18 protein-coding genes and 1 tRNA gene are annotated in these 18,380 nt (G+C 56.8%); 8 read left to right on the forward strand and 11 right to left on the reverse strand.

The window, feature by feature from the left end; genetic code table 11:
- Window positions 1–75: 75 nt before the first annotated feature.
- Window positions 76–642 (forward strand): DedA family protein, encoded by a 567-nt coding sequence (locus KP707_RS07680; RefSeq protein WP_064273192.1) that lies wholly within the window; start codon window positions 76–78, stop codon window positions 640–642.
- 4 nt (window positions 643–646) lie between these two features.
- Window positions 647–1,711 carry an ATP-grasp domain-containing protein gene (locus tag KP707_RS07685; RefSeq protein WP_211502724.1) on the forward strand — a complete coding sequence of 355 codons (1,065 nt, stop codon included), beginning with the start codon at window positions 647–649 and terminating at the stop codon, window positions 1,709–1,711.
- Window positions 1,712–1,717: 6 nt separating this feature from the next.
- Here the strand turns inward: KP707_RS07685 and KP707_RS07690 are convergent, their stop codons facing one another.
- Complete coding sequence (locus KP707_RS07690; RefSeq protein ID WP_046901483.1) at window positions 1,718–2,182, reverse strand: MlaD family protein; 465 nt, start codon at window positions 2,180–2,182, stop codon at window positions 1,718–1,720.
- A 128-nt stretch (window positions 2,183–2,310) separates the two neighbouring features.
- Between KP707_RS07690 and KP707_RS07695 the strand changes: the two genes are divergently transcribed.
- Together KP707_RS07695 and KP707_RS07700 are read left to right on the forward strand one after the other, a co-directional pair.
- Window positions 2,311–3,153 carry an undecaprenyl-diphosphate phosphatase gene (locus KP707_RS07695; RefSeq protein ID WP_046901482.1) on the forward strand — a complete coding sequence of 281 codons (843 nt, stop codon included), beginning with the start codon at window positions 2,311–2,313 and terminating at the stop codon, window positions 3,151–3,153.
- A 39-nt stretch (window positions 3,154–3,192) separates the two neighbouring features.
- Window positions 3,193–4,722: an APC family permease gene (locus KP707_RS07700; protein ID WP_211502725.1), complete on the forward strand. Its 1,530-nt coding sequence runs from the start codon at window positions 3,193–3,195 to the stop codon at window positions 4,720–4,722.
- Between the two features lie 27 nt (window positions 4,723–4,749).
- Here KP707_RS07700 and KP707_RS07705 read toward each other — a convergent pair whose 3' ends face one another.
- Window positions 4,750–5,682 (reverse strand): GIY-YIG nuclease family protein, encoded by a 933-nt coding sequence (locus KP707_RS07705; protein ID WP_211502726.1) that lies wholly within the window; start codon window positions 5,680–5,682, stop codon window positions 4,750–4,752.
- Window positions 5,683–5,831: 149 nt separating this feature from the next.
- Complete coding sequence (locus KP707_RS07710; RefSeq protein WP_211502727.1) at window positions 5,832–7,019, reverse strand: mechanosensitive ion channel domain-containing protein; 1,188 nt, start codon at window positions 7,017–7,019, stop codon at window positions 5,832–5,834.
- Between the two features lie 174 nt (window positions 7,020–7,193).
- Here KP707_RS07710 and KP707_RS07715 point away from each other — a divergent pair.
- Both KP707_RS07715 and KP707_RS07720 read left to right on the forward strand, forming a co-directional pair.
- Window positions 7,194–7,268 (forward strand) — tRNA-Met (locus tag KP707_RS07715).
- A 72-nt stretch (window positions 7,269–7,340) separates the two neighbouring features.
- A complete protein-coding gene (locus KP707_RS07720; RefSeq protein ID WP_211502728.1) occupies window positions 7,341–8,210 on the forward strand; it encodes a glycosyltransferase family 2 protein in 870 nt (289 codons plus the stop codon).
- Between the two features lie 41 nt (window positions 8,211–8,251).
- On the opposite strand, the gene KP707_RS07725 is transcribed toward KP707_RS07720, so the two are convergent.
- Window positions 8,252–8,686: a DUF4167 domain-containing protein gene (locus KP707_RS07725; protein ID WP_373687787.1), complete on the reverse strand. Its 435-nt coding sequence runs from the start codon at window positions 8,684–8,686 to the stop codon at window positions 8,252–8,254.
- 259 nt (window positions 8,687–8,945) lie between these two features.
- Complete coding sequence (gene prmC / locus KP707_RS07730) at window positions 8,946–9,794, reverse strand: peptide chain release factor N(5)-glutamine methyltransferase (RefSeq protein WP_211502729.1); 849 nt, start codon at window positions 9,792–9,794, stop codon at window positions 8,946–8,948.
- Between the two features lie 30 nt (window positions 9,795–9,824).
- On the opposite strand from prmC, the gene KP707_RS07735 reads away from it, so the two are divergent.
- Complete coding sequence (locus KP707_RS07735) at window positions 9,825–10,283, forward strand: hypothetical protein (protein ID WP_064273185.1); 459 nt, start codon at window positions 9,825–9,827, stop codon at window positions 10,281–10,283.
- Between the two features lie 4 nt (window positions 10,284–10,287).
- On the opposite strand, the gene prfA is transcribed toward KP707_RS07735, so the two are convergent.
- The 6 genes from prfA to KP707_RS07765 all read right to left on the reverse strand — a co-directional run bounded on the left by prfA (window position 10,288) and on the right by KP707_RS07765 (window position 17,421).
- Window positions 10,288–11,349 carry a peptide chain release factor 1 gene (gene prfA, locus KP707_RS07740; RefSeq protein ID WP_099212338.1) on the reverse strand — a complete coding sequence of 354 codons (1,062 nt, stop codon included), beginning with the start codon at window positions 11,347–11,349 and terminating at the stop codon, window positions 10,288–10,290.
- 3 nt (window positions 11,350–11,352) lie between these two features.
- Window positions 11,353–12,594 (reverse strand): histidine--tRNA ligase, encoded by a 1,242-nt coding sequence (gene hisS, locus KP707_RS07745; RefSeq protein WP_064273183.1) that lies wholly within the window; start codon window positions 12,592–12,594, stop codon window positions 11,353–11,355.
- Window positions 12,594–13,745 (reverse strand): flavodoxin-dependent (E)-4-hydroxy-3-methylbut-2-enyl-diphosphate synthase, encoded by a 1,152-nt coding sequence (gene ispG / locus KP707_RS07750; protein WP_046901473.1) that lies wholly within the window; start codon window positions 13,743–13,745, stop codon window positions 12,594–12,596. Before ispG ends, hisS begins: the two co-directional genes overlap by 1 nt.
- A gap of 61 nt (window positions 13,746–13,806) precedes the next feature.
- Window positions 13,807–15,042 (reverse strand): helix-turn-helix domain-containing protein, encoded by a 1,236-nt coding sequence (locus tag KP707_RS07755; RefSeq protein WP_211502730.1) that lies wholly within the window; start codon window positions 15,040–15,042, stop codon window positions 13,807–13,809.
- 16 nt (window positions 15,043–15,058) lie between these two features.
- The gene (locus KP707_RS07760; RefSeq protein ID WP_211502841.1) at window positions 15,059–16,093 is read right to left on the reverse strand and encodes a nitronate monooxygenase family protein; all 1,035 of its coding nucleotides are present in this window, start codon (window positions 16,091–16,093) and stop codon (window positions 15,059–15,061) included.
- 5 nt (window positions 16,094–16,098) lie between these two features.
- Window positions 16,099–17,421 (reverse strand): aspartate kinase, encoded by a 1,323-nt coding sequence (locus KP707_RS07765; protein WP_064273181.1) that lies wholly within the window; start codon window positions 17,419–17,421, stop codon window positions 16,099–16,101.
- A 175-nt stretch (window positions 17,422–17,596) separates the two neighbouring features.
- On the opposite strand from KP707_RS07765, the gene ubiG reads away from it, so the two are divergent.
- Complete coding sequence (gene ubiG / locus KP707_RS07770) at window positions 17,597–18,352, forward strand: bifunctional 2-polyprenyl-6-hydroxyphenol methylase/3-demethylubiquinol 3-O-methyltransferase UbiG (RefSeq protein WP_211502731.1); 756 nt, start codon at window positions 17,597–17,599, stop codon at window positions 18,350–18,352.
- The last annotated feature ends 28 nt before the right edge of the window (window positions 18,353–18,380 follow it).

The following is an 18,380-nucleotide window of genomic DNA, read 5'->3' on the forward strand; positions in this document are numbered from 1 at the left end:
ACGCCCGGCGTGAGATTGTCGCCAGCGCGCTGACATGCGACATCAACGTTCCATGATCATGGAACATCCCGCGGCATGATAGCCATTGGCCCCGCCCTGGCGTCACAGCCTGCCTGGCTGAAAGCAGTCAGCATCATTGTGGGGACCTTTATCCTCGAAGACGTGGCAACCGTTCTTTCCGGAGTGGCTGCGCGTGCGGGGCATGTCAGCATCGCCCTGGCCCTGGGGGCACTCTGGTTTGGCGTCGCAATCGGTGATCTCGGGCTATATGGCCTTGGCGCCGCTGGTGCACGCTGGCCCCGTCTTCGCCGCTTCCTGACGCTTCCCAAGCAGGAACGAACGCAGGACTGGTTTTCCAAGAACGTCATCCGCATCGTCGCCATCTCCCGCTTCGTGCCCGGCGCGCGCCTCCCGCTCTACACAGCCTGCGGCTTCTTCCACGCACCGTTTCTGCGGTTTGCCCTGACAGCAGTGCTCGCCACCCTTGTGTGGACAACACTGCTGTTTCTGCTGGCCATGCGCATTGGCGGCTGGCTTCTGGCGCATCAGGGAGGCTGGCGCTGGGCCGGACTGGCGGGATTTGTTCTGTGTATTGTTGTTGTCGGGCGCCTGATCGCCCGTATCCAGACCGTGAGCCAGTAACCGAATGTCCAAGACAGAGACTGAACAAAATCCCCTCTCGCTTTTCGAGTTCTGGCCCGGTTCCATCTTTTACACGCCCATCGTCCTGTACTGGATCGCAATGGGCCTGAAGTACCGGGACCTCAGCATTCCGACGGCCGCCAATCCGCGCATTGAGACCGGTGGTCTTTGCGGAGAGAGCAAGTCTTCCATTCTCGACATGGCTGGCCCAATCGCCCAGGAGGCTATTGCTCCTTACGCTGTTTTTGCGAGTGGCACGGGCGCGCTGGATCGTGCGCTGGCCGCGATGGAACGGAAGGAGCTGTCATTTCCGGTGGTGGTCAAACCCGATATTGGCTGCAACGGAACAGGCGTGAAACTCGTCCGCTCCCGGGAGCAACTCGAAAACGTTCTTCCTCAGTTCCCGAACGACGTTGACCTGATGGTGCAGGAACTCATCGACTATCCTGTCGAAGCCGGCCTGTTCTACATCCGCCATCCCGATCAACCGCAAGGCCGCATCACATCGGTAACATACAAGGAAGCCCCGGTCCTCACTGGCGACGGACATTCCACCATCGAGGAACTCATCATGAGTGATCCTCGCATGGGCCAGGTTCCGCAAATCTATCTTCCGCGTCTGGCGGGTCGGGAAAAGTCCGTTCTGTCAGAAGGGGAAGTTCTACCCCTTGTGTTTGCTGGCAATCATTGCAAAGGGTCTGTCTTTCGCGATGGCCGGGCTGATACCACCCCAGAGCTGACCGCGCGCCTGGACGCCATCATGAAAGATATTCCGGACTTCTATTTCGGCCGTGTAGACGTGAAGGTTCCGTCGGTTGAAGCCCTGCAGCGCGGAGAAGGCCTTCGCATTATCGAAATTAACGGTGTCGGCTCCGAAGCAATCCATATCTGGGACCGCCGCACAACCCTGTGGGAAGCGTATCGGGCGCAGTTCTCACACTACCACCAGACCTTCCTCATCGGTGCTGCCAACAAGGCGCGTGGATGGAAGACATCAGGTGCTTTCGGAATGCTGCACTCATGGCGCAAGCAGCGCCGTCTGCTGGCGTCCTATCCAATGAACGACTGAGGGAACTCAGTTCCCGAGTTTACCACCGCCAAAGATATAGTTGCTGACCTGCTGCTCCAGCGAAAGCTGGTCGCGGGTGTCCTTGATGACCCCGCCAGCAGACAGCGTCTTGGGGTCTTTCCCCGGTTCAATCTGAAGCGCGTTATCAGCCGTCATGCTCGGCGCACCGATACCAACAGCCGTATCAACCGGAAGATTAAGCTGCTGATCAACGGAAAACGTCACGTCAGCCATCTGGGTTTGTGGGTTAAGGCTGATCGACTGGACACGCCCCACCGTCACCCCGGCGAGATCAACATCCGCGCCAGCTTTTAAGCCATTCGCTGAATTGAACTGCGCATGCATGACGATGCTGTGCTGAACCGGCCCCTTGCGAAGCTCACCGCCATAAACAAGAAAAGCCCCGGCAACAAGAAGGACAAGACCGCTTGCCAGAATGGCGCCACCGCGCCCGCTGTATCCTGCCTTCATGTGGTGCCTCAACTTTCAAAAAACCCGGTAAGCTGGCGAGTTAGTCTTCCCCCACAGCACGGTCAAGGTTGCGTCCCTTCGCGCCATCAGGCAAGTGACTTCCTTTTCCGCCCATCCGTGCAGGCTCCATGACGCTTTTTCAGGCCATCATTCTCGCCATCGTTCAGGGCATTACTGAGCCCTTCCCCGTCAGTAGCCTCGGCCATGCCGTTCTGCTGCCCGGTATCCTTCACTGGAACCTGGATGAACATTCGGAAATGTTCCTGCCATTTCTGACAATGCTGCACGTCGGAACCCTTGTGGCTCTGGCTGGTGTCTTCTGGCGCGACTGGATGGCCATCCTTCGCGGGATGCTCGGTCTGCACGGCCGATACAACCAGCTTGAATCGATTCGGGTTTTTGGTCTTCTCGTCATCGCGACCATCCCGGCCGTCATCTTCGGTGGGCTTTTTGAGCATAGCCTGCGGTCCATATTCGGGGCGCCTCTGGCCGTCGCAGGCTTCCTGGTTCTGAATGGCCTGCTGCTTCTGGTCACGGAATGGCTCCGCAGACAGCGCGGACAGGCGGATCACCGTCCGATTTCTTCCCTGTCTCCCAAGGATGCTCTGATTATCGGGTTCTGGCAGTGTCTTGCCCTGTTCCCAGGTCTGTCGCGTTCAGGTGCCACCATGAATGGCGGTCTTCTGCGTGGACTGGATCACGGCACCGCCGCCCGTTTCTCCCTGCTCATGGCCCAGCCGGTCGTTCTGGCAGCGACCGTCAAGGAAGGCTGGCAGATGCGACACATGACGATTTCCCACGACGTGATGTTTCAGTGCGTGGTGGGAGCCATCGCTGCCGGCATCACAGCTCTTATCTGTTCTCTCCTGATGTTGCGCTTCTTCCGCAATCATGACGAATGGGCTCTCAAGCCTTTCGGCATCTACTGCATTGCTGCTGGCCTGCTGGCAGGCGTTCTCATCGTTCTATAAACCTTTCCAGACGCCGCTTTTCCCGGCAGATTAGGGATCATGCCACTTCCGATACAATCCAGCTCATCCGCCTCAGCCACGGCTGCCCGTCGAAAGAGTCTCGAACAGATCATGTCCGAGAATGAAGCGCACGGGTTGAAACGCAGCCTCACGGCCACGCAGCTTATTCTGCTGGGCGTCGGCTCCACCATCGGCGCAGGCATTTACGTCATGACTGGAACGGCTGCTGCCGAATATGCAGGACCGTCTGTTCTTGTTTCGTTCGTGGTGGCCGCCCTCGCCTGCCTCTTCACCGCGTTCTCATACGGCGAGTTGTCATCCACGCTTCCGGTCTCGGGCTCGGCATACTCCTACGCTTACATCTCCATGGGTGAGAAAGTAGCCTGGATCGTGGGGTGGCTTCTCCTTCTGGAATATGGAATTTCCTGTGCAGCCGTCGCCGCCGGACTATCCGGTTATGCGTCGTCTCTCCTTGCCGTTTTTGGTATCCATATTCCTGCCAGCCTTACTCAGGCGACGTTGCAACCCGTCCCCGGTTCGGATGGCACTGCCATTAGCGCTGGCTGGCGACTGGATCTTATCGGCCTGACGGCAGTCTTCCTGGTAACCGGCCTCTTGGTGCGTGGCATTGAGGAATCTGCCCGCGTTAATACGCTGATCGTTATCCTGAAGGTCGGCGTTCTTGGTTTGTTCGTTGCCTTCGGCATCCATGCCATTCACCCCGCAAACTGGCACCCGTTTATTCCGCCCAACGAAGGTGGCTTTCACTACGGTGTCAAAGGGATCTTTCGGGCAGCGTCGATCATCTTCTTCGCTTATGTCGGATTTGAAGCCGTCTCGACTGCATCAGCAGAAGCGAAGAACCCGACACGGGATGTCCCCATCGGGATTATCGGCAGCCTTCTGATCTGCACGATTGTGTACATCATCGTTGCTGCGGTTCTTCTCGGGATCGTCCCTTACCGAGATCTGGACGTTCCGGACCCACTGGCCATCGCTGTGCGCGTAATGAACACGCCCTGGCTGTCCATTTTCATTAATGTGGGCGCAACCATCGGACTGTGTTCCGTTCTGATGGGGCTGATGTATGCCCAGTCGCGTGTGCTCATGACAATGAGCCGTGACGGCCTGATCCCCTCGCTGTTCGGCAAGGTTCATGCCAAATTCCGCACCCCTTGGCTCGGCACGATCGTGTTGGGAATCATCGTTGCCATTATGACGGCAACGCTTCCCATCGACATTATCAGTGATCTGGTTTCAATCGGTACAGCAGCAGCTTTTGGTATCGTGTGCTTTACGGTCATTTGGCAGCGGAACACACGGCCAGATCTGCATCGGCCTTTCAGTGTCCCCTTGGGCGGGTTCCGGGTGCGTGGTTTCTGGATCGGTATAACACCACTGCTCGGGATTATTTTCTGCCTGTTCATGACCATTCCACTCGTCACGGACATGATCCACTCCGTTGCCAACGGTAATCCCGTGCCGCTTTTTCTCCTCACCAGCTACGTCATTCTCGGCATCGTCACATATGTATTTTACGGACGCCGCAATTCCACAATGGCAGGGTGAAAGTCTCGTTTCACGGTAGAATAGCGTTTATTCGACAACGCTTTCTTCCGTGGCACCATAGCGGCCCATGGCTTCTCCAAGAGACACACCGACGCTGTTTTTCCACTCAAACCATCCATTAGCCGACCGCCCGAGCAAATAAGCGGCGGATGAGCTGGGGGATTTGTAAAGCGTGTCACGCGTATAGATGACACGACTTCCCTCCACCTTCAGAACGCCCTGATCAATTAAGTCCTGCCGCTTTTGATAGTATCCGTTTTTCAGAAACGCTTCGGAAACCTCTGTTCTCCCGTACGATCCAGCGAGAACTACAAGACCTTCCTCAGTATACCGCGCCCGGCCATTCACTCCGGATGCTCTGCAATAAAACTCCTGTTCCACATCTTCCGATGCCACAGGATTATAGGTGTGATGCGGAGTGATGATTGGAGTTTGAACAACACGCGCCCTGATCAATGGATCAAAGAGCGGATAGCCCAGCGTCGTCAGCAAAATATCAAACGTTTCAAAGATTTCCCGGCATTCGGCTTCCATCGCTGGTGGCGTATGCGGCTTGGTACCGATCGTACCGTTATCCAACTCAAAGCGTTGCGCTTTCGCGGCCCGAGTGATTGACAACCATTCCAGATAATAAGCGTGCGTCAGCGTCAGGCTCTGCGTCAAAGATAACGCCACAACTGCGCGGTTCCAGAAATCCTTCTTCTCATTGTGCTGCTTCAGGCGCGTACCGAGGTTCCCTGTTTGCCCCACATAAGCCATGGGCGCGGAAGTCTGTTCATTCTCACCAAAAAGAACATACACACCAACAAACCCGGCTTCAGGCATCTCCAGAAAGGACTCAAGGCGCACTCGGGGAATTTCAATCACCTGCACAATACGTGTGGTAATGGCTGCGGTACGAATGCCCTGCGGGTCACCTGACGGAAGAAAGATCTGAATGGTTTGAGGATGTTCCGACATATCTTCTTCAGTCCTGCACAAGATCCGGCATTCATGTTTCAAGCAGAAACACTCCAATCCGACGTAACAGCCATCAGTTGATCCGGCCAGATGCAGAGCGGCTACGTCCCTCAAAAGAAAAAACCACCGCCGAAGCGATGGTTCCTGTCTCAGGCTCCCGGCGTTCCTGGGCCCATATAACTTCCCGGCGGCGGCCGATCGATTTTTGGAGACAAAAGCTCGCTTGGCCAGGCCTCAGCCCCCGGCCGGGGTGGCATCATGGCAAAACGTGCCCGCGGCAGAGCCTCCGGGCATTCTTCCCTGATCCGCGTGATAATCTTTTCCCGGATATCACACCGCAGATCCCAGCTCTGAAGAGCATTGCGTGCACTGGCGATAATACGGATCGACATCACCTGAGAGTTACAGTCCGCCACCTGCGCATCAAAAACCTTGCCGTCCCAAAGTGGGCATGTGCGGATGATCTCATTGAGCATCTCCCGGATGCGATCCATTGGCGCCTCATAATCGAGCCATAGGAACACAACACCGATGATCGCCGCAGAATTATGCGTCCAGTTTTCGAACTGGTTCTCCAGGAAGTAAGAAATCGGTACAATATGACGGCGCCAGTCCCACACCCGCAGCACAACATATGTCGCGTTGATTTCCTCAACCCAGCACCAGTCACCATTGATGATGACGAGATCTTCCATACGAATGGGCTGGGTCACGGCAATCTGCACGCCTGCAATCAGATTGGTCAGCAAGCCGCGCGCAGAAAGACCCACGATCAGTGACGCGGCTCCAGCCGAAGCAAAGAGCGACACACCATACTGTTTCACGGAAGGGAACAGCATAAGGGCGGACGCCACGGTCACAATGCCCACCATGATTTCCGTCAGACGCCTCAGAACGCGGATCTGCGTCTGATGCGTACGGATCATGATGTCGTCGGTCTGTTCTCTTGAAGAAAGCCGATTGAGATACGCTTCCGTCATGATCCGGAAAACGATGATGGCAGAGAAGCCAAACGTCAGAACCAGCAGGAACAGAAAAAAGAGTCTGAGGTTCTGTTCAGTCTCGTAGGCAAAGCCTGTCACGGCAGGCAAAGCCGCAATCATCGCTAGCAGTGCGATCATAATCCGTGTTGGACGCCGAAGCGCAGCCACGATCCGGCGGATCAGTGCACCACTTCGGGAGCCGGGGATCCGCAACGTCAGGGACGTTACGAGATTACCGCAATAAAAAGCCAGAATACCCACGACCGCGAGCATCAGAACAGAAACAACGGCTGCCGGAAGCCACGTAAAATAAGACCTTACGGCAAACAGCGTGCTGACGAAGTGCTGCGTCACTAGGCAGGAAGCTCCATATCAAGAGGGAATTGAGGGATTCAGAAAACCATAACAGATATGACCATTGTGAAAAATGCGGTGACTAAAATCCTGCATTTTCCTTTTGATAACGTGTTGACACACCAACAGATCCCCCTTAAAAACCGGCCTCAACGCCGGGTTGCCCGGTGGGATGGCGGTGTAGCTCAGTGGTAGAGCAGGGGAATCATAATCCCTTGGTCGGCGGTTCAAATCCGTCCACCGCTACCATCCATATTTTCCTAAAATTAAATAAAAATCTTTCAGGTATCTGATCTGAAAGCATTTTTGTATCATGCTGACATGATCAAGAAGCCTCTTGCCGTCGTCACCATGGCCTATAACGAGCCAGAACATCTTCATATCTGGCGTCGGCATTATGGCGCTCAGGTCGGCGAAGCGTCATGTTACGTTATTGACCATGGCTCCAATGACGGATCGACGGATCATCTTGGTCAGGTCAACAGGATCCGAATTCCCCGCTCTCCTCAGGATGACGAACGACGTACGCGTGCCATTGGCGCATTCTGTGCCAGTCTTCTCGAATGGTATGATAGCGTCATTTACAGTGATGTGGATGAGCTTCTCCTGGCAGATCCTGCCATGTACCCGTCCCTCACCCATTTTGCCATTGCCAATAGTAGCCCTGTCGTCACAGCTACCGGGCTGGATGTCATCCATCTGCCCAACAGCGAGACTGACTTCGATTATAGTCGCCCGGTTTCAATCCAGAGGCAGCATTTACGATTTTCGAGTGCAATGTGTAAGCCGGTACTTATCCGCGCCGCGGTAACGTGGGCGCCCGGCTTTCATTGCTGCAAAGAAGTCAGCCCTCAGCTGACAGCACCGCTGTTTCTTTTCCACCTGCGTTACGCCGACCTTGCCTCCGGCCTCAGACGTCTGAATCGAACCCGAACGCAGCCTTGGAGCTCAGAAATTGCCGGCCAGCACCAGCGCCTCCTTGATCAGGACTGGGAGAACATGCTCCGCAACATGGCAGGCCTTCCGATTGTCCACCCAACATTCGATCAGCAGGACCAGCGGCTGAAGAACTGGCGTCATGCGGTCGAACAAAGCGCAATTGACCGCAATCATGACCAGTACCGGCTCGACCTCCACATCAATGGAACCGAGCTCTGGCACCTCCCCGAACGGTTTGTAGGACGGATATAAAAAAGAGCCGGACCTTTTCAGGACCGGCTCTTTTTCAAATCTTATTCAGCTTCGGCTGAAGCGTCCTGAGGCCGCTGGGCCTCGAAGGAAGGCTGTTCGCCACCTTCACGGTCGCCGCCCTGATAATTTTCTTCGCCATGTGGCTCACGACGATCTTCATAAGCGCGCTGACGCTGCGCCTGACGCTCGTTGCGCTCCTGCTGACTCTGCTGGGCCGCCTGATTCATCGCATTAAGAATGCGGAAATAGTGCTCGGCATGCTGGAAATAGGCTTCCGCAAGAATACGGTCCCCCGTTCCGGTGGCATCCCGACCAAGCTGGAGATACTTCTCGAAAAGCTGCTGAGCAGTTCCGCGAATTCTGAGGTCCGGGCCATTGCTGTCAAACACATGGTTGCGGTTCAGAGGGGTCTGGGAACTACTTGTGCGTGGTGTCCCGCCGCCTGCACGATGATGCCGGCCTCTTATACGCTTCATATTCATCGACCCGTGATGCACTTTCCTGATGGCGGGCCCCTCTTCTGCCCTTGCAGAAGGATGCATCCGCCGCTGTCGAAAAGACGTCTGTCTATCTCGCTGTGGCTGGACACTGGCCAGCCTTCTCATCTGTTACCGGCTTACTGAAAGACGGCCAACAGGAGCAACTCCGTGAGRAAAAAACCGCCATTACGGCCTTCACTCCAAAACGTAGCTTTTGGGTCATACCAACTCTCGGCCCTTAAGCCAACGTCTTTCCTCAGTTTTCTGTCCGCTGCAGAACAAGAGCGCGTGCGATGCCCCCCAGATCATCATGCCGCGCGACCTCTTTCAGCCCTCGCCGGCTCCCCAGTTCGGACACAGCATCGATCTGCCCAATGCCCATTTCCAGAATGGCATGCCCCCCCGGCACAAGCAGTCGGGGTAACGCGTCACACAACAACCGATAGGCATCCAGGCCGTCCGTTCCTCCATCCAGCGCCCGGGCGGGCTCATAACGCGAGACCTCCGGCATCAGATCGGGCACGTCAGCACTCTCGATATAAGGGGGATTGGAAATCACGACATCAAACTGCCCGTTCAGGGCGGAATCCCAGTTCCCTGCCAAAAACGCACTACGTTTTTCCAGTCCGTTCCGAACCGCATTCCGCTGGGCCAGAAGTGCCGCTCCAGGTGCAAGATCAACGCCGACCCCCCACGCCCGGGAATATTCTGAAAGCGCGGACAACAGCAGGCACCCTGTCCCCGTCCCAAGGTCCAGCATGCTAAGAGCCTCCGCCTTGTCCGGTCGAACGATCAGGAGCGCTTCAATCAGAGCTTCACTGTCTCCCCGGGGAATCAGCGTCTCGGGTGACGTAAAAACATCAAGAGTCCAGAACCCCGTTTCACCCGTGATGAAAGCCAGAGGTTCGCGAGACGCACGCCGCTGAACAGCCGCCTCAAAGCGATTCGCTTCATCCTCCGAAAGAACGTTCAGAGCGAACAATCCAGCCAGATCACGATGCGTGGCCCAAGACAGCAGCAATCGGGCTTCACGACGAGGATCTTCAAGTCCAGCCTGCTGCAAGACCACCGCTGCACGCTGAAGAATGTCATCTTTTGCAGTCATTTTGTCAGTGAACCTGCTATACCTGTGATCATGAAGTCCAAACGTGCATTTTTCTTCTCGGTCCTTCTTCTGGGATGCGCCCTGCATTCAGCCAGCGCCCAGTCTGAACTTCCTGGCACCTTCACCGTCACCGATGAACGTGCTCCTGAAGAAATCTCCGAAGTCTCTCGCCTTTACCTGAATGGTAACCTGGTTGCGACCTTCCGCCTCGGCTTATCCAAATCACGAGAAACCCAAACCATCACGCTGCCTGCCGGACGCAACGATGTTGACTATGCCCTGTGCGGCGAAATCACCATCATGCACAACGGTCATCAGGAAACGCATCAGGTCAGCAGCGACGGACAGCTTCATAGCCCGCAAGACCATGCCCTGGATGCTGTTGGCAGCAATAATTTCACAGACTTTTTTTTGGTAGACTACAACGACCCTTCCGTCGCCACTCATCGGCATGGACGGGCTGCTGTTTGCGCGGTTCCCAGCAGCTGAGGCTTTAAAAGCCTTCAGCGGCCAGAAGCTCTGTCTGTTCTTCACGTGTCAGCGCATCGATAATCTCATCAAACTCGCCCGCCATGATGCGTTCGATCTTGTAGAGCGTCAGATTGATGCGGTGGTCCGTCACACGCCCTTGCGGGAAGTTATACGTCCGAATTCGCTCTGACCGGTCCCCTGTTCCGACCTGAGAGCGCCGATCAGCGGCACGGGATTCATGAGCAGCTGATCGCTGCCGCTCATACAGACGTGCACGGAGGATTTTCATAGCCTTGGCACGGTTCTTGTGCTGGCTCTTTTCTTCCTGCATCGCCACTACGACGCCGGTAGGAATATGCGTAATGCGAACAGCACTTTCAGTCTTGTTGACGTGCTGCCCACCCGCACCCGACGCACGATAAACGTCAATCCGAAGATCGTCGTCATTGATCGTGACGTCCACTTCCTCTGCTTCTGGCAGCACAGCAACTGTCACCGTGGACGTATGAATGCGCCCTTGGCTTTCAGTCGCCGGGACGCGCTGTACGCGATGCACGCCAGACTCATACTTCAGGCGAGCAAACACGGAACGACCGGAAATCGTTGCCATGCCATCTTTCAGGCCTGCAACTTCATTCTCGGCATATTCCATGACTTCAAAACGCCAGCCATTCTGCTCCGAAAACCGGCGATAGGCATCGAAAAGCTGGGCGGCAAAAAGCCCTGCCTCGTCACCACCTGCCGCCGGACGAATTTCCAGAATGGCGCTACGCTCATCCGCTGCATCTTTAGGAAGAAGAGCGAGTCGGAGATTGTGCTCCAGTTCAGGAATCTGGGCTTCAATCTCTTCCAGCTCAGCCTGAGCCAGTTCCTTCATTTCCGGGTCAGAAAGAAGAGCTTTGGCTCCATCGCGCTGTGTGTCGGCGTCCTGCCAGGCCCGGATTGAAGCAACGACAGGCTCGAGTTCTGCATACTCCCGTGAGAGACGCGTGAACTCTTCCCCCGTCGCCTCACCTGCGGACATCAGAGCCTGAATTTCCTCCGACCGCGCAACAATTCGCTCAAGCCTGTCGTCAAATGCCACGTGTCAGGCGCCCTTCAGTGCCTGAACCAGATCCGCAACAGATACTTCCTGCTGATCACGTGTTCCCAGATCACGAAGCTGCACGACATCGCGCGCAATTTCTTCATCACCCAGAACAACCGCATGAGATGCACCAGACTTCACGACGCGCTCCATGCGCTTCTTCATGTTCCCACGCGTCTCAATTTCAGCACGCAGCCCCGCCTCGCGCAGGGACCGGGCAATCGCAGCACCTTTGAGAAGAGCCTCGTCTCCCATAGGAACAATTGCAATTCCAGCAGGAACAGCAGGCGCGTCCTCAAGCAGCAGGGCCAGACGCTCGATACCCCCAGCCCAGCCAATTGCCGGAACAGCAGGACCGCCCATCTGCTCAACCAGACCTTCGTAGCGCCCCCCCGCCAGAACAGTGCCTTGAGCACCCAGCTTCGTCGTCACAAACTCGAAAGCCGTGTGGCTGTAGTAATCAAGGCCACGCACAATCCGCGGGTTCTCGACAAACTTCACGCCAAATGCCGTCAGGTAGGACCGCAGGTCATCCCAGAATTTACGAGACTCATCGTTCAGATAATCCGCAAATGCCGGCGCATCTGCCAGCAGCGCACGATCCTGCTCGGACTTGCTGTCCAGAATTCGCAGCGGGTTTACCTCAAGACGCACACGGCTTTCTTCAGAAAGCGCATCTGCGTGCTGACGGAAATACGCCACCAGAGCCTCACGCCACGCCTGCCGGGACGCAATATCCCCGAGCGTATTGATTTCCAGAACAACATGCTCTGAAAGACCAAGCGCTTTCAGAATGTCGTAGGCCATTGTGATGACTTCGGCGTCTCGCAAAGGGCCTTCTGCGCCCAGTAGCTCCGCACCAATCTGATGAAACTGGCGATAACGCCCCTTCTGCGGGCGCTCATAACGGAACATCGGCCCGTGATAAAACGCCTTCTGAGGTAAGGACTGGGTCAGGCCGTTCGTCACAAGAGCACGACAGATTGAGGCTGTGTTCTCGGGACGCAGCGTAATGCTTTCGCCGCCCCGGTCCTCAAAGGTGTACATTTCCTTGGAGACGACATCGGAGGTTTCCCCGAGTGTCCGCGAGAAAACCCGCGTATCTTCGAAGATGGGGGTGCTCCACTCTTCAAAGCCATAGGTTTCCAGAACAGCTCTGGCCGTCTGCACCACATGGTGGTGACGGCGCATCGTGTCGCCAATAAGGTCGTGTGTGCCGCGAGGTGGCTGCAATCCTGACATCAGTGAGCCGCCGGGTCCAACAACTTGGCTGCTTCAGCTTCTGTCTGAGCCTTGTCTGCCTCAATAGCGGCAACCTTGGTCTCAACCAGGTCCACAATGTGCTCGATCATGTCTTCTGCTGGCATCGTGTGGTCCTGACGACCAGCCGAATAGACCATATGACGACCTGAGCCACCGCCAGTCACACCGATATCGGTCATCAGGGCTTCACCCGGACCATTCACAACGCATCCAATGATGGACAGCGTCAGCGGCGTCTTGATGTGCTGGAGGCGATCTTCAAGCGTCTGAACTGTCTCGACCACGTTGAAACCCTGACGCGCGCAGGACGGGCAAGAAATGATCTTCACACCGCGATGACGCAGCCCCAGAGACTTCAGAATGTCCCAGCCCACCAGCACTTCTTCTTCCGGTGCCGCAGACAGTGAAACGCGCATGGTGTCACCCACGCCCGCCCAAAGCAGATTGCCCAGACCGATGGAAGACTTCACCGTACCGGCACGCTTGGAGCCCGCTTCCGTGATGCCGATATGCAGCGGATGATCACAGCAGTCTGCAAGCTGCTGGTAGGCCGCAACTGCCATGAATACGTCAGATGCCTTCACGCTGATCTTGAACTCATGGAAATCATGATCCTGAAGGATCTTTGCGTGCTCCAGAGCACTCTCAACTAGCGCTTCCGGGTTAGGCTCACCGTACTTTTCCAGAAGGTGCTTTTCCAGCGAACCAGCATTCACACCGATACGGATGGAACAGCCGTAATCCTTGGCGGCGTTCACAACTTCACGCACGCGCTCGGCACTGCCGATATTGCCCGGATTGATACGCAGGCAAGCCGCACCAGCCTTCGCGGCTTCGATCGCGCGTTTATAGTGGAAGTGAATGTCCGCAACGATCGGCACGTTCACTTCATGAACGATTTCCTTCAGAGCGGCCGTGCTGGCTTCATCCGGACAGGACACACGAACGATGTCCACACCTGCCAGTTCGGCGAGACGGATCTGGTCAATCGTCGCCTGCGCGTCAGACGTCAGGGTATTGGTCATGGTCTGCACGGAGATCGGCGCATCACCACCGACCGCAACCTTGCCGACATGAATCTGGCGCGACTTGCGACGCTCGATGTGCTGATAGGGGCGGTAGCTGCTCATGATTTACCTCTTCGTGCCCGGGATAACCGGGTCCTTTGGGTCAGGGGCGTTACCCCCCTGTTTAATGCGATGGAGACGATTGATCCAGTTGCCGGGCATTCAGATCGTCAGCAGAAACTTCTGCGGAAGGCGTAGGAGCTTTTTTAGGGCGACGAATTACAGGCTTCGCAGCAGGCGCCGCAGACGAATCATCTGGTGCGGCCGCAGTCGACCCGTCAACATTTTGCTCTGCAGGCGCAGTCACCACGGCAAACGGCTGTGCCGGAAGAGCAACACCATTGCCGAATGCACCTGAGCGGATGGCATCCGCTGTAACTTCAACATTCCGGCGCACTTCGCCCTGACGACCAAGCGGCGCGCTCGTGCAGCCATCTGTCGAAAGGACAACACCACCCGCATTGCCAAATGACATGCGGAACGGCGCTGCAGACGCGTCACCCTGCCAGCTCTCGCCTGCCTTGAGCACGCGAGACACAAGAACATGACCGTCCTTGTCCTTCACCTGCATCCAGACAGGCGCCAACAGACGCACGACTACAGCCCCGACGGGGACAGCTGGAGCTGGAGTTTCAGCAGGAACATCTGTAGCGGGGCCAAACTGATCCGTATTGTTTGGCGCGCCGTCATCCTCTTCGGCGCTCGGCGAAGGAGGTGCTGGCGATGCTACAGGTGTCGCAGACTCAGTCGGCGCAATAACCGGCTGTGGTGCCGGAGCCGGCACAACTGGAGCGACAGACGCAGGAAGTGGATCATGCGGCAGAGAGGGATCGGGAGTTGGCGCCCTGCCTGGCATAACAGACGCCACCTGAGGAGACGTGGTCGCAGACGTCGCGGCACCTGGCATCAGTTCCGCAACAGCAGGAATGCGGCGATCTGCCGGACTGTCATGCGAGGCAAACCGATACCATCCAGCATAGGCCGCCACGACAACAACAAGCCCTGCTCCAACCAGCAGACCAATGGGCAGCCCGCGCTCACCCTCAGGCTGCGGAAAGACGAGATCCGTCTTCCGATTGACAACCCCGCGATATTCTCGACGGAAACGGGCAACCAGCCCATCTGCGTCCAACTGCATAGCGTGGGCATACGTCCGCAGGAAGCCGACAGCATACGCCACACCTGGCAGAGACGAGAGATCATCAGTTTCAAGAGCAACCAGCAGACGCGACCGGATGCGCAGCCACTGCGCAACGTCATCTATCTGCCATCCCAACTCTTCCCGCCGCGTACGCAGAATCGTGCCAACACTGGGCTGGTCTGAGCGAAGCGGCATCGGACGGTCGGAGGGAGGAGACATGGCTGATAAAACCTGATCAGGCAGAAGCGTGAACGCGATCTTCCCGCTTCGCAATGGCTTCGACAGCCTGCTCAACGAGTGTGGCAATGATTTCGGAAACCGGACGGACTTCCTTGACCATACCAACAGACTGGCCAGCCATGACAGACCCGTTCTCGACGTCACCCTCGATTACGGCACGACGAAGTGCACCAGCCCAGAAGTGCTCGATGGAAAGCTGAGCATCTTCCTTGCTGACACCACCGCTCTGGAACGTGCGGATCGTCTCTGCCTGATGCTTCAGGAAGCCACGACTTCCAGCATTGGCAAGACCACGAACTGGAATGACCGGAAACTGCTCATCAAGCTGCACGGATGTCACAGCGTCACGGGCATTGGCCCGCAGGAACGCCTTCTTGAAGTTTTCGTGCGCGATGCTCTCTTCAGACGCAGCAAAGATCGTTCCAAGCTGCGCACCGGAAGCGCCCTGCTCAAGGTAGGACACGATGGCATCACCACGGCCCAGACCGCCAGCAACAAAGACAGGAACATCCTTGATGTGCGGCAGGATTTCCTGCGCCAGAACTGTCAGGGACACCGGTCCGACATGGCCACCAGCTTCCGACCCCTCGATGATGAGCGCTTCGATACCGAGCTTCACCAGACGCTTGCCCAGTGCCAGCGCAGGCGCGAAACCAATCGCACGGGCTCCGCCATCACGAACGCGCTTGATGATCGCGCTTGTCGGCACACCACCAGCCAGAACGACGTGGGATACGTTATGTGCGAGGCACACATCCACCAGACGCTCTAGCTCAGGATGCATGGTGATGAGGTTCACACCAAACGGGCGCTTCGTCAGAGCCTGCGTGGCAACAATTTCTTCCTCAAGGCGCTCCGGCGTCATGGCACCGCAGGCAATCACACCGAAACCGCCAGCATTGGAAATGGCGGACACAAGATTGCGCTCGCTCACCCAGGACATCGCGCCGCCAAGAATGGCGACTTCGCTGCCTAGGAAGTCACATCCTGGCTTCCAAAGGCGGTTCAGGGTCTCGCGGGCGTCCATCATTGCACTCACGTAGAGGGTTCCTCTTTCTTGTCCAGCCCGTACGCGGTGTGCAGTGCACGCATCGCAAGCTCTTTGTATTCCGAATCAATCAGGACGGAGATCTTGATTTCGCTGGTAGAAATCACCTGCACATTGATCCCACGTTCCGCCAGCGTAGCGAACATGGTCGCAGCAAGCCCGGCATTCGAACGCATGCCAACACCCACGACGCTGATCTTCACCACATTGTGGGACGTCTCAAGCTCGCCATACTGGATGATGCCATGAGCACTTTCCAGAACAGCACGGGCAGCAGCCTCATCGCTTTTACCGACCGTGAAGGTCATGTTCGTCATGCGGTCAACGCCCGTGCTCTGCACGATCATGTCCACGTTGATGTTTGCTTCAGCCAGAGGTCCGAAGATGGCCGCGGCAATGCCCGGACGGTCCGGAATACGCCGGACGGAGAGCTTTGCTTCATCATGCGAGCTGGCAATGCCCGCAACCAGTTCCTTCTCCACGATCTCGTCCTCATCCACCACAATCGACCCACTGTCATCGTCCGTCTCGGAGAATGACGACAGCACACGTACACGGACCCCTTCACGCATCGCCAGCCCGACACTGCGGGTCTGAAGTACCTTGGCGCCTACGGAAGCGAGTTCAAGCATCTCTTCATAAGTGATGCGATCCAGCTTTCGCGCACGCTTCACGATACGCGGGTCCGTCGTATAAATTCCATCAACATCCGTATAGATGTCGCATTGATCCGCATGGATCGCGGCGGCAATAGCTACAGCAGATGTGTCCGATCCGCCACGCCCAAGTGTGGCAATCCGGTTATCCGGACCAACTCCCTGGAAGCCGGCGATAACCGGCACAATCCCATTATCAAGGCATTTCAGCAGCTCAGTGCCGTCAACGCCATCAATGGATGCTTTCCCGTGCGCATCATCCGTTACAAGCGGGATCTGCCACCCTTGAAAAGAGCGTGCCGGAACGCCCAGTGCCTGTAGCGCAATGGCCACAAGACCGCTCGTAACCTGCTCACCAGACGCTACAACGGCATCATATTCCTTCGGGTCCGCCAGCGGATCGAGTTCGGAACAGTATCCAACCATCTGATTGGTCACACCGGCCATGGCAGACACAACAACAGCCACCCGACGCCCAAGCGCATGCTCGGCCTTGACCCGCTGCGCAACGATCCGAATGCGTTCAATATTTCCGACGGATGTTCCGCCGAATTTCATGACGATCGTTTTCCGTTTCCCGCTATCCACAGACATGGAAAGAGTATCGGCACGACCCGAAATCTGGTCGTGAACGGGAGTATCGGACATGGACATCGCGGATAAGGCTCCAGTACGTGTCTGGCGTTGCGCGCTCGGGTCTGGCATCGGATACGGCACAAAACAGATTTGCCGGCCGGTCTTCTGAACAGACTCTGCCGGTCCACATACTCGTCTCGCCACGCCGCGTCCAGCCGACGGCATCATGCGGGCACACAGAAGGACAGTTCTGATGGCCTCAGAAACCGTTTCCGGAAGCACCTCACATCGCTCTTCCGTTTCCGATTCCGAAATCGCCCATTTCAGTGCGCTGGCCAAGGACTGGTGGAATCCACGTGGCCCGATGGCCCCTTTGCACGCCATGAACCCCCTGCGGACGGACTGGGTCGCTTCCCGGACGACCTCTCTCAAGCCGTCCGAAGGAAAACGCCTTTCCCTGCTCGATATTGGCTGCGGCGCAGGCCTCGCCAGCGAAGCTTTTGCAAAGCTGGGGTTCGAGACACTCGGCCTTGATGCAAGCCCGGACGGGATCGAAGCCGCCCGCGCCCATCAGGCTACCTACCCACTACCACCGAGTGCCGCATCTCTGACTTATCGTAATGGCAGCGCGGAAGATCTGGTCGAGGAAGGCGCAGAATTCGACGTCGTGTCAGCTCTGGAAGTCATCGAACACGTCAACGATCCACAGGACTTTCTGCATATGCTTGCAACCCTGACCCGCCCGGGTGGCATGGTTGCCGTCTCTACAATGAGCCGCACACCGCGTTCGTTCGCGATGGCAAAGCTGGGCGCGGAATACCTTCTGCGCATGCTGCCCGTCGGCACACATGACTGGAAGAAATTCATCAAGCCGGAAGAACTGGCCGCCATGGCGCGGAACGCTGGTCTGCGCATGACCGATATTGCCGGCATGAGCTACCTGCCCCCGCGCTGGCGCACAACCCGCGATACCGGCGTGAACTACATCGCGATGTTTACGAAGGGCTAAAATAAAAAAGGCGCTCCGAAGAGCGCCT

Source organism: Gluconobacter sp. P5E10, from assembly GCF_018812145.1.
Taxonomy (GTDB): Bacteria; Pseudomonadota; Alphaproteobacteria; order Acetobacterales; family Acetobacteraceae; genus Gluconobacter; species Gluconobacter cerinus.

Excerpts from the sequence above, each read along its gene's own strand:
- KP707_RS07680 (WP_064273192.1), top strand. The coding sequence starts at position 76 with ATGATAGCCATTGGCCCCGCCCTGGCGTCACAGCCTGCCTGGCTGAAA.
- KP707_RS07685 (WP_211502724.1), top strand. The coding sequence starts at position 647 with ATGTCCAAGACAGAGACTGAACAAAATCCCCTCTCGCTTTTCGAGTTC.
- KP707_RS07690 (WP_046901483.1), bottom strand. The coding sequence starts at position 2,182 with ATGAAGGCAGGATACAGCGGGCGCGGTGGCGCCATTCTGGCAAGCGGT.
- KP707_RS07695 (WP_046901482.1), top strand. The coding sequence starts at position 2,311 with ATGACGCTTTTTCAGGCCATCATTCTCGCCATCGTTCAGGGCATTACT.
- KP707_RS07700 (WP_211502725.1), top strand. The coding sequence starts at position 3,193 with ATGCCACTTCCGATACAATCCAGCTCATCCGCCTCAGCCACGGCTGCC.
- KP707_RS07705 (WP_211502726.1), bottom strand. The coding sequence starts at position 5,682 with ATGTCGGAACATCCTCAAACCATTCAGATCTTTCTTCCGTCAGGTGAC.
- KP707_RS07720 (WP_211502728.1), top strand. The coding sequence starts at position 7,341 with ATGATCAAGAAGCCTCTTGCCGTCGTCACCATGGCCTATAACGAGCCA.
- KP707_RS07725 (WP_373687787.1), bottom strand. The coding sequence starts at position 8,686 with ATGAAGCGTATAAGAGGCCGGCATCATCGTGCAGGCGGCGGGACACCA.
- prmC (WP_211502729.1), bottom strand. The coding sequence starts at position 9,794 with ATGACTGCAAAAGATGACATTCTTCAGCGTGCAGCGGTGGTCTTGCAG.
- KP707_RS07735 (WP_064273185.1), top strand. The coding sequence starts at position 9,825 with ATGAAGTCCAAACGTGCATTTTTCTTCTCGGTCCTTCTTCTGGGATGC.
- hisS (WP_064273183.1), bottom strand. The coding sequence starts at position 12,594 with ATGTCAGGATTGCAGCCACCTCGCGGCACACACGACCTTATTGGCGAC.
- ispG (WP_046901473.1), bottom strand. The coding sequence starts at position 13,745 with ATGAGCAGCTACCGCCCCTATCAGCACATCGAGCGTCGCAAGTCGCGC.
- KP707_RS07755 (WP_211502730.1), bottom strand. The coding sequence starts at position 15,042 with ATGTCTCCTCCCTCCGACCGTCCGATGCCGCTTCGCTCAGACCAGCCC.
- KP707_RS07760 (WP_211502841.1), bottom strand. The coding sequence starts at position 16,093 with ATGATGGACGCCCGCGAGACCCTGAACCGCCTTTGGAAGCCAGGATGT.
- KP707_RS07765 (WP_064273181.1), bottom strand. The coding sequence starts at position 17,421 with ATGTCCATGTCCGATACTCCCGTTCACGACCAGATTTCGGGTCGTGCC.
- ubiG (WP_211502731.1), top strand. The coding sequence starts at position 17,597 with ATGGCCTCAGAAACCGTTTCCGGAAGCACCTCACATCGCTCTTCCGTT.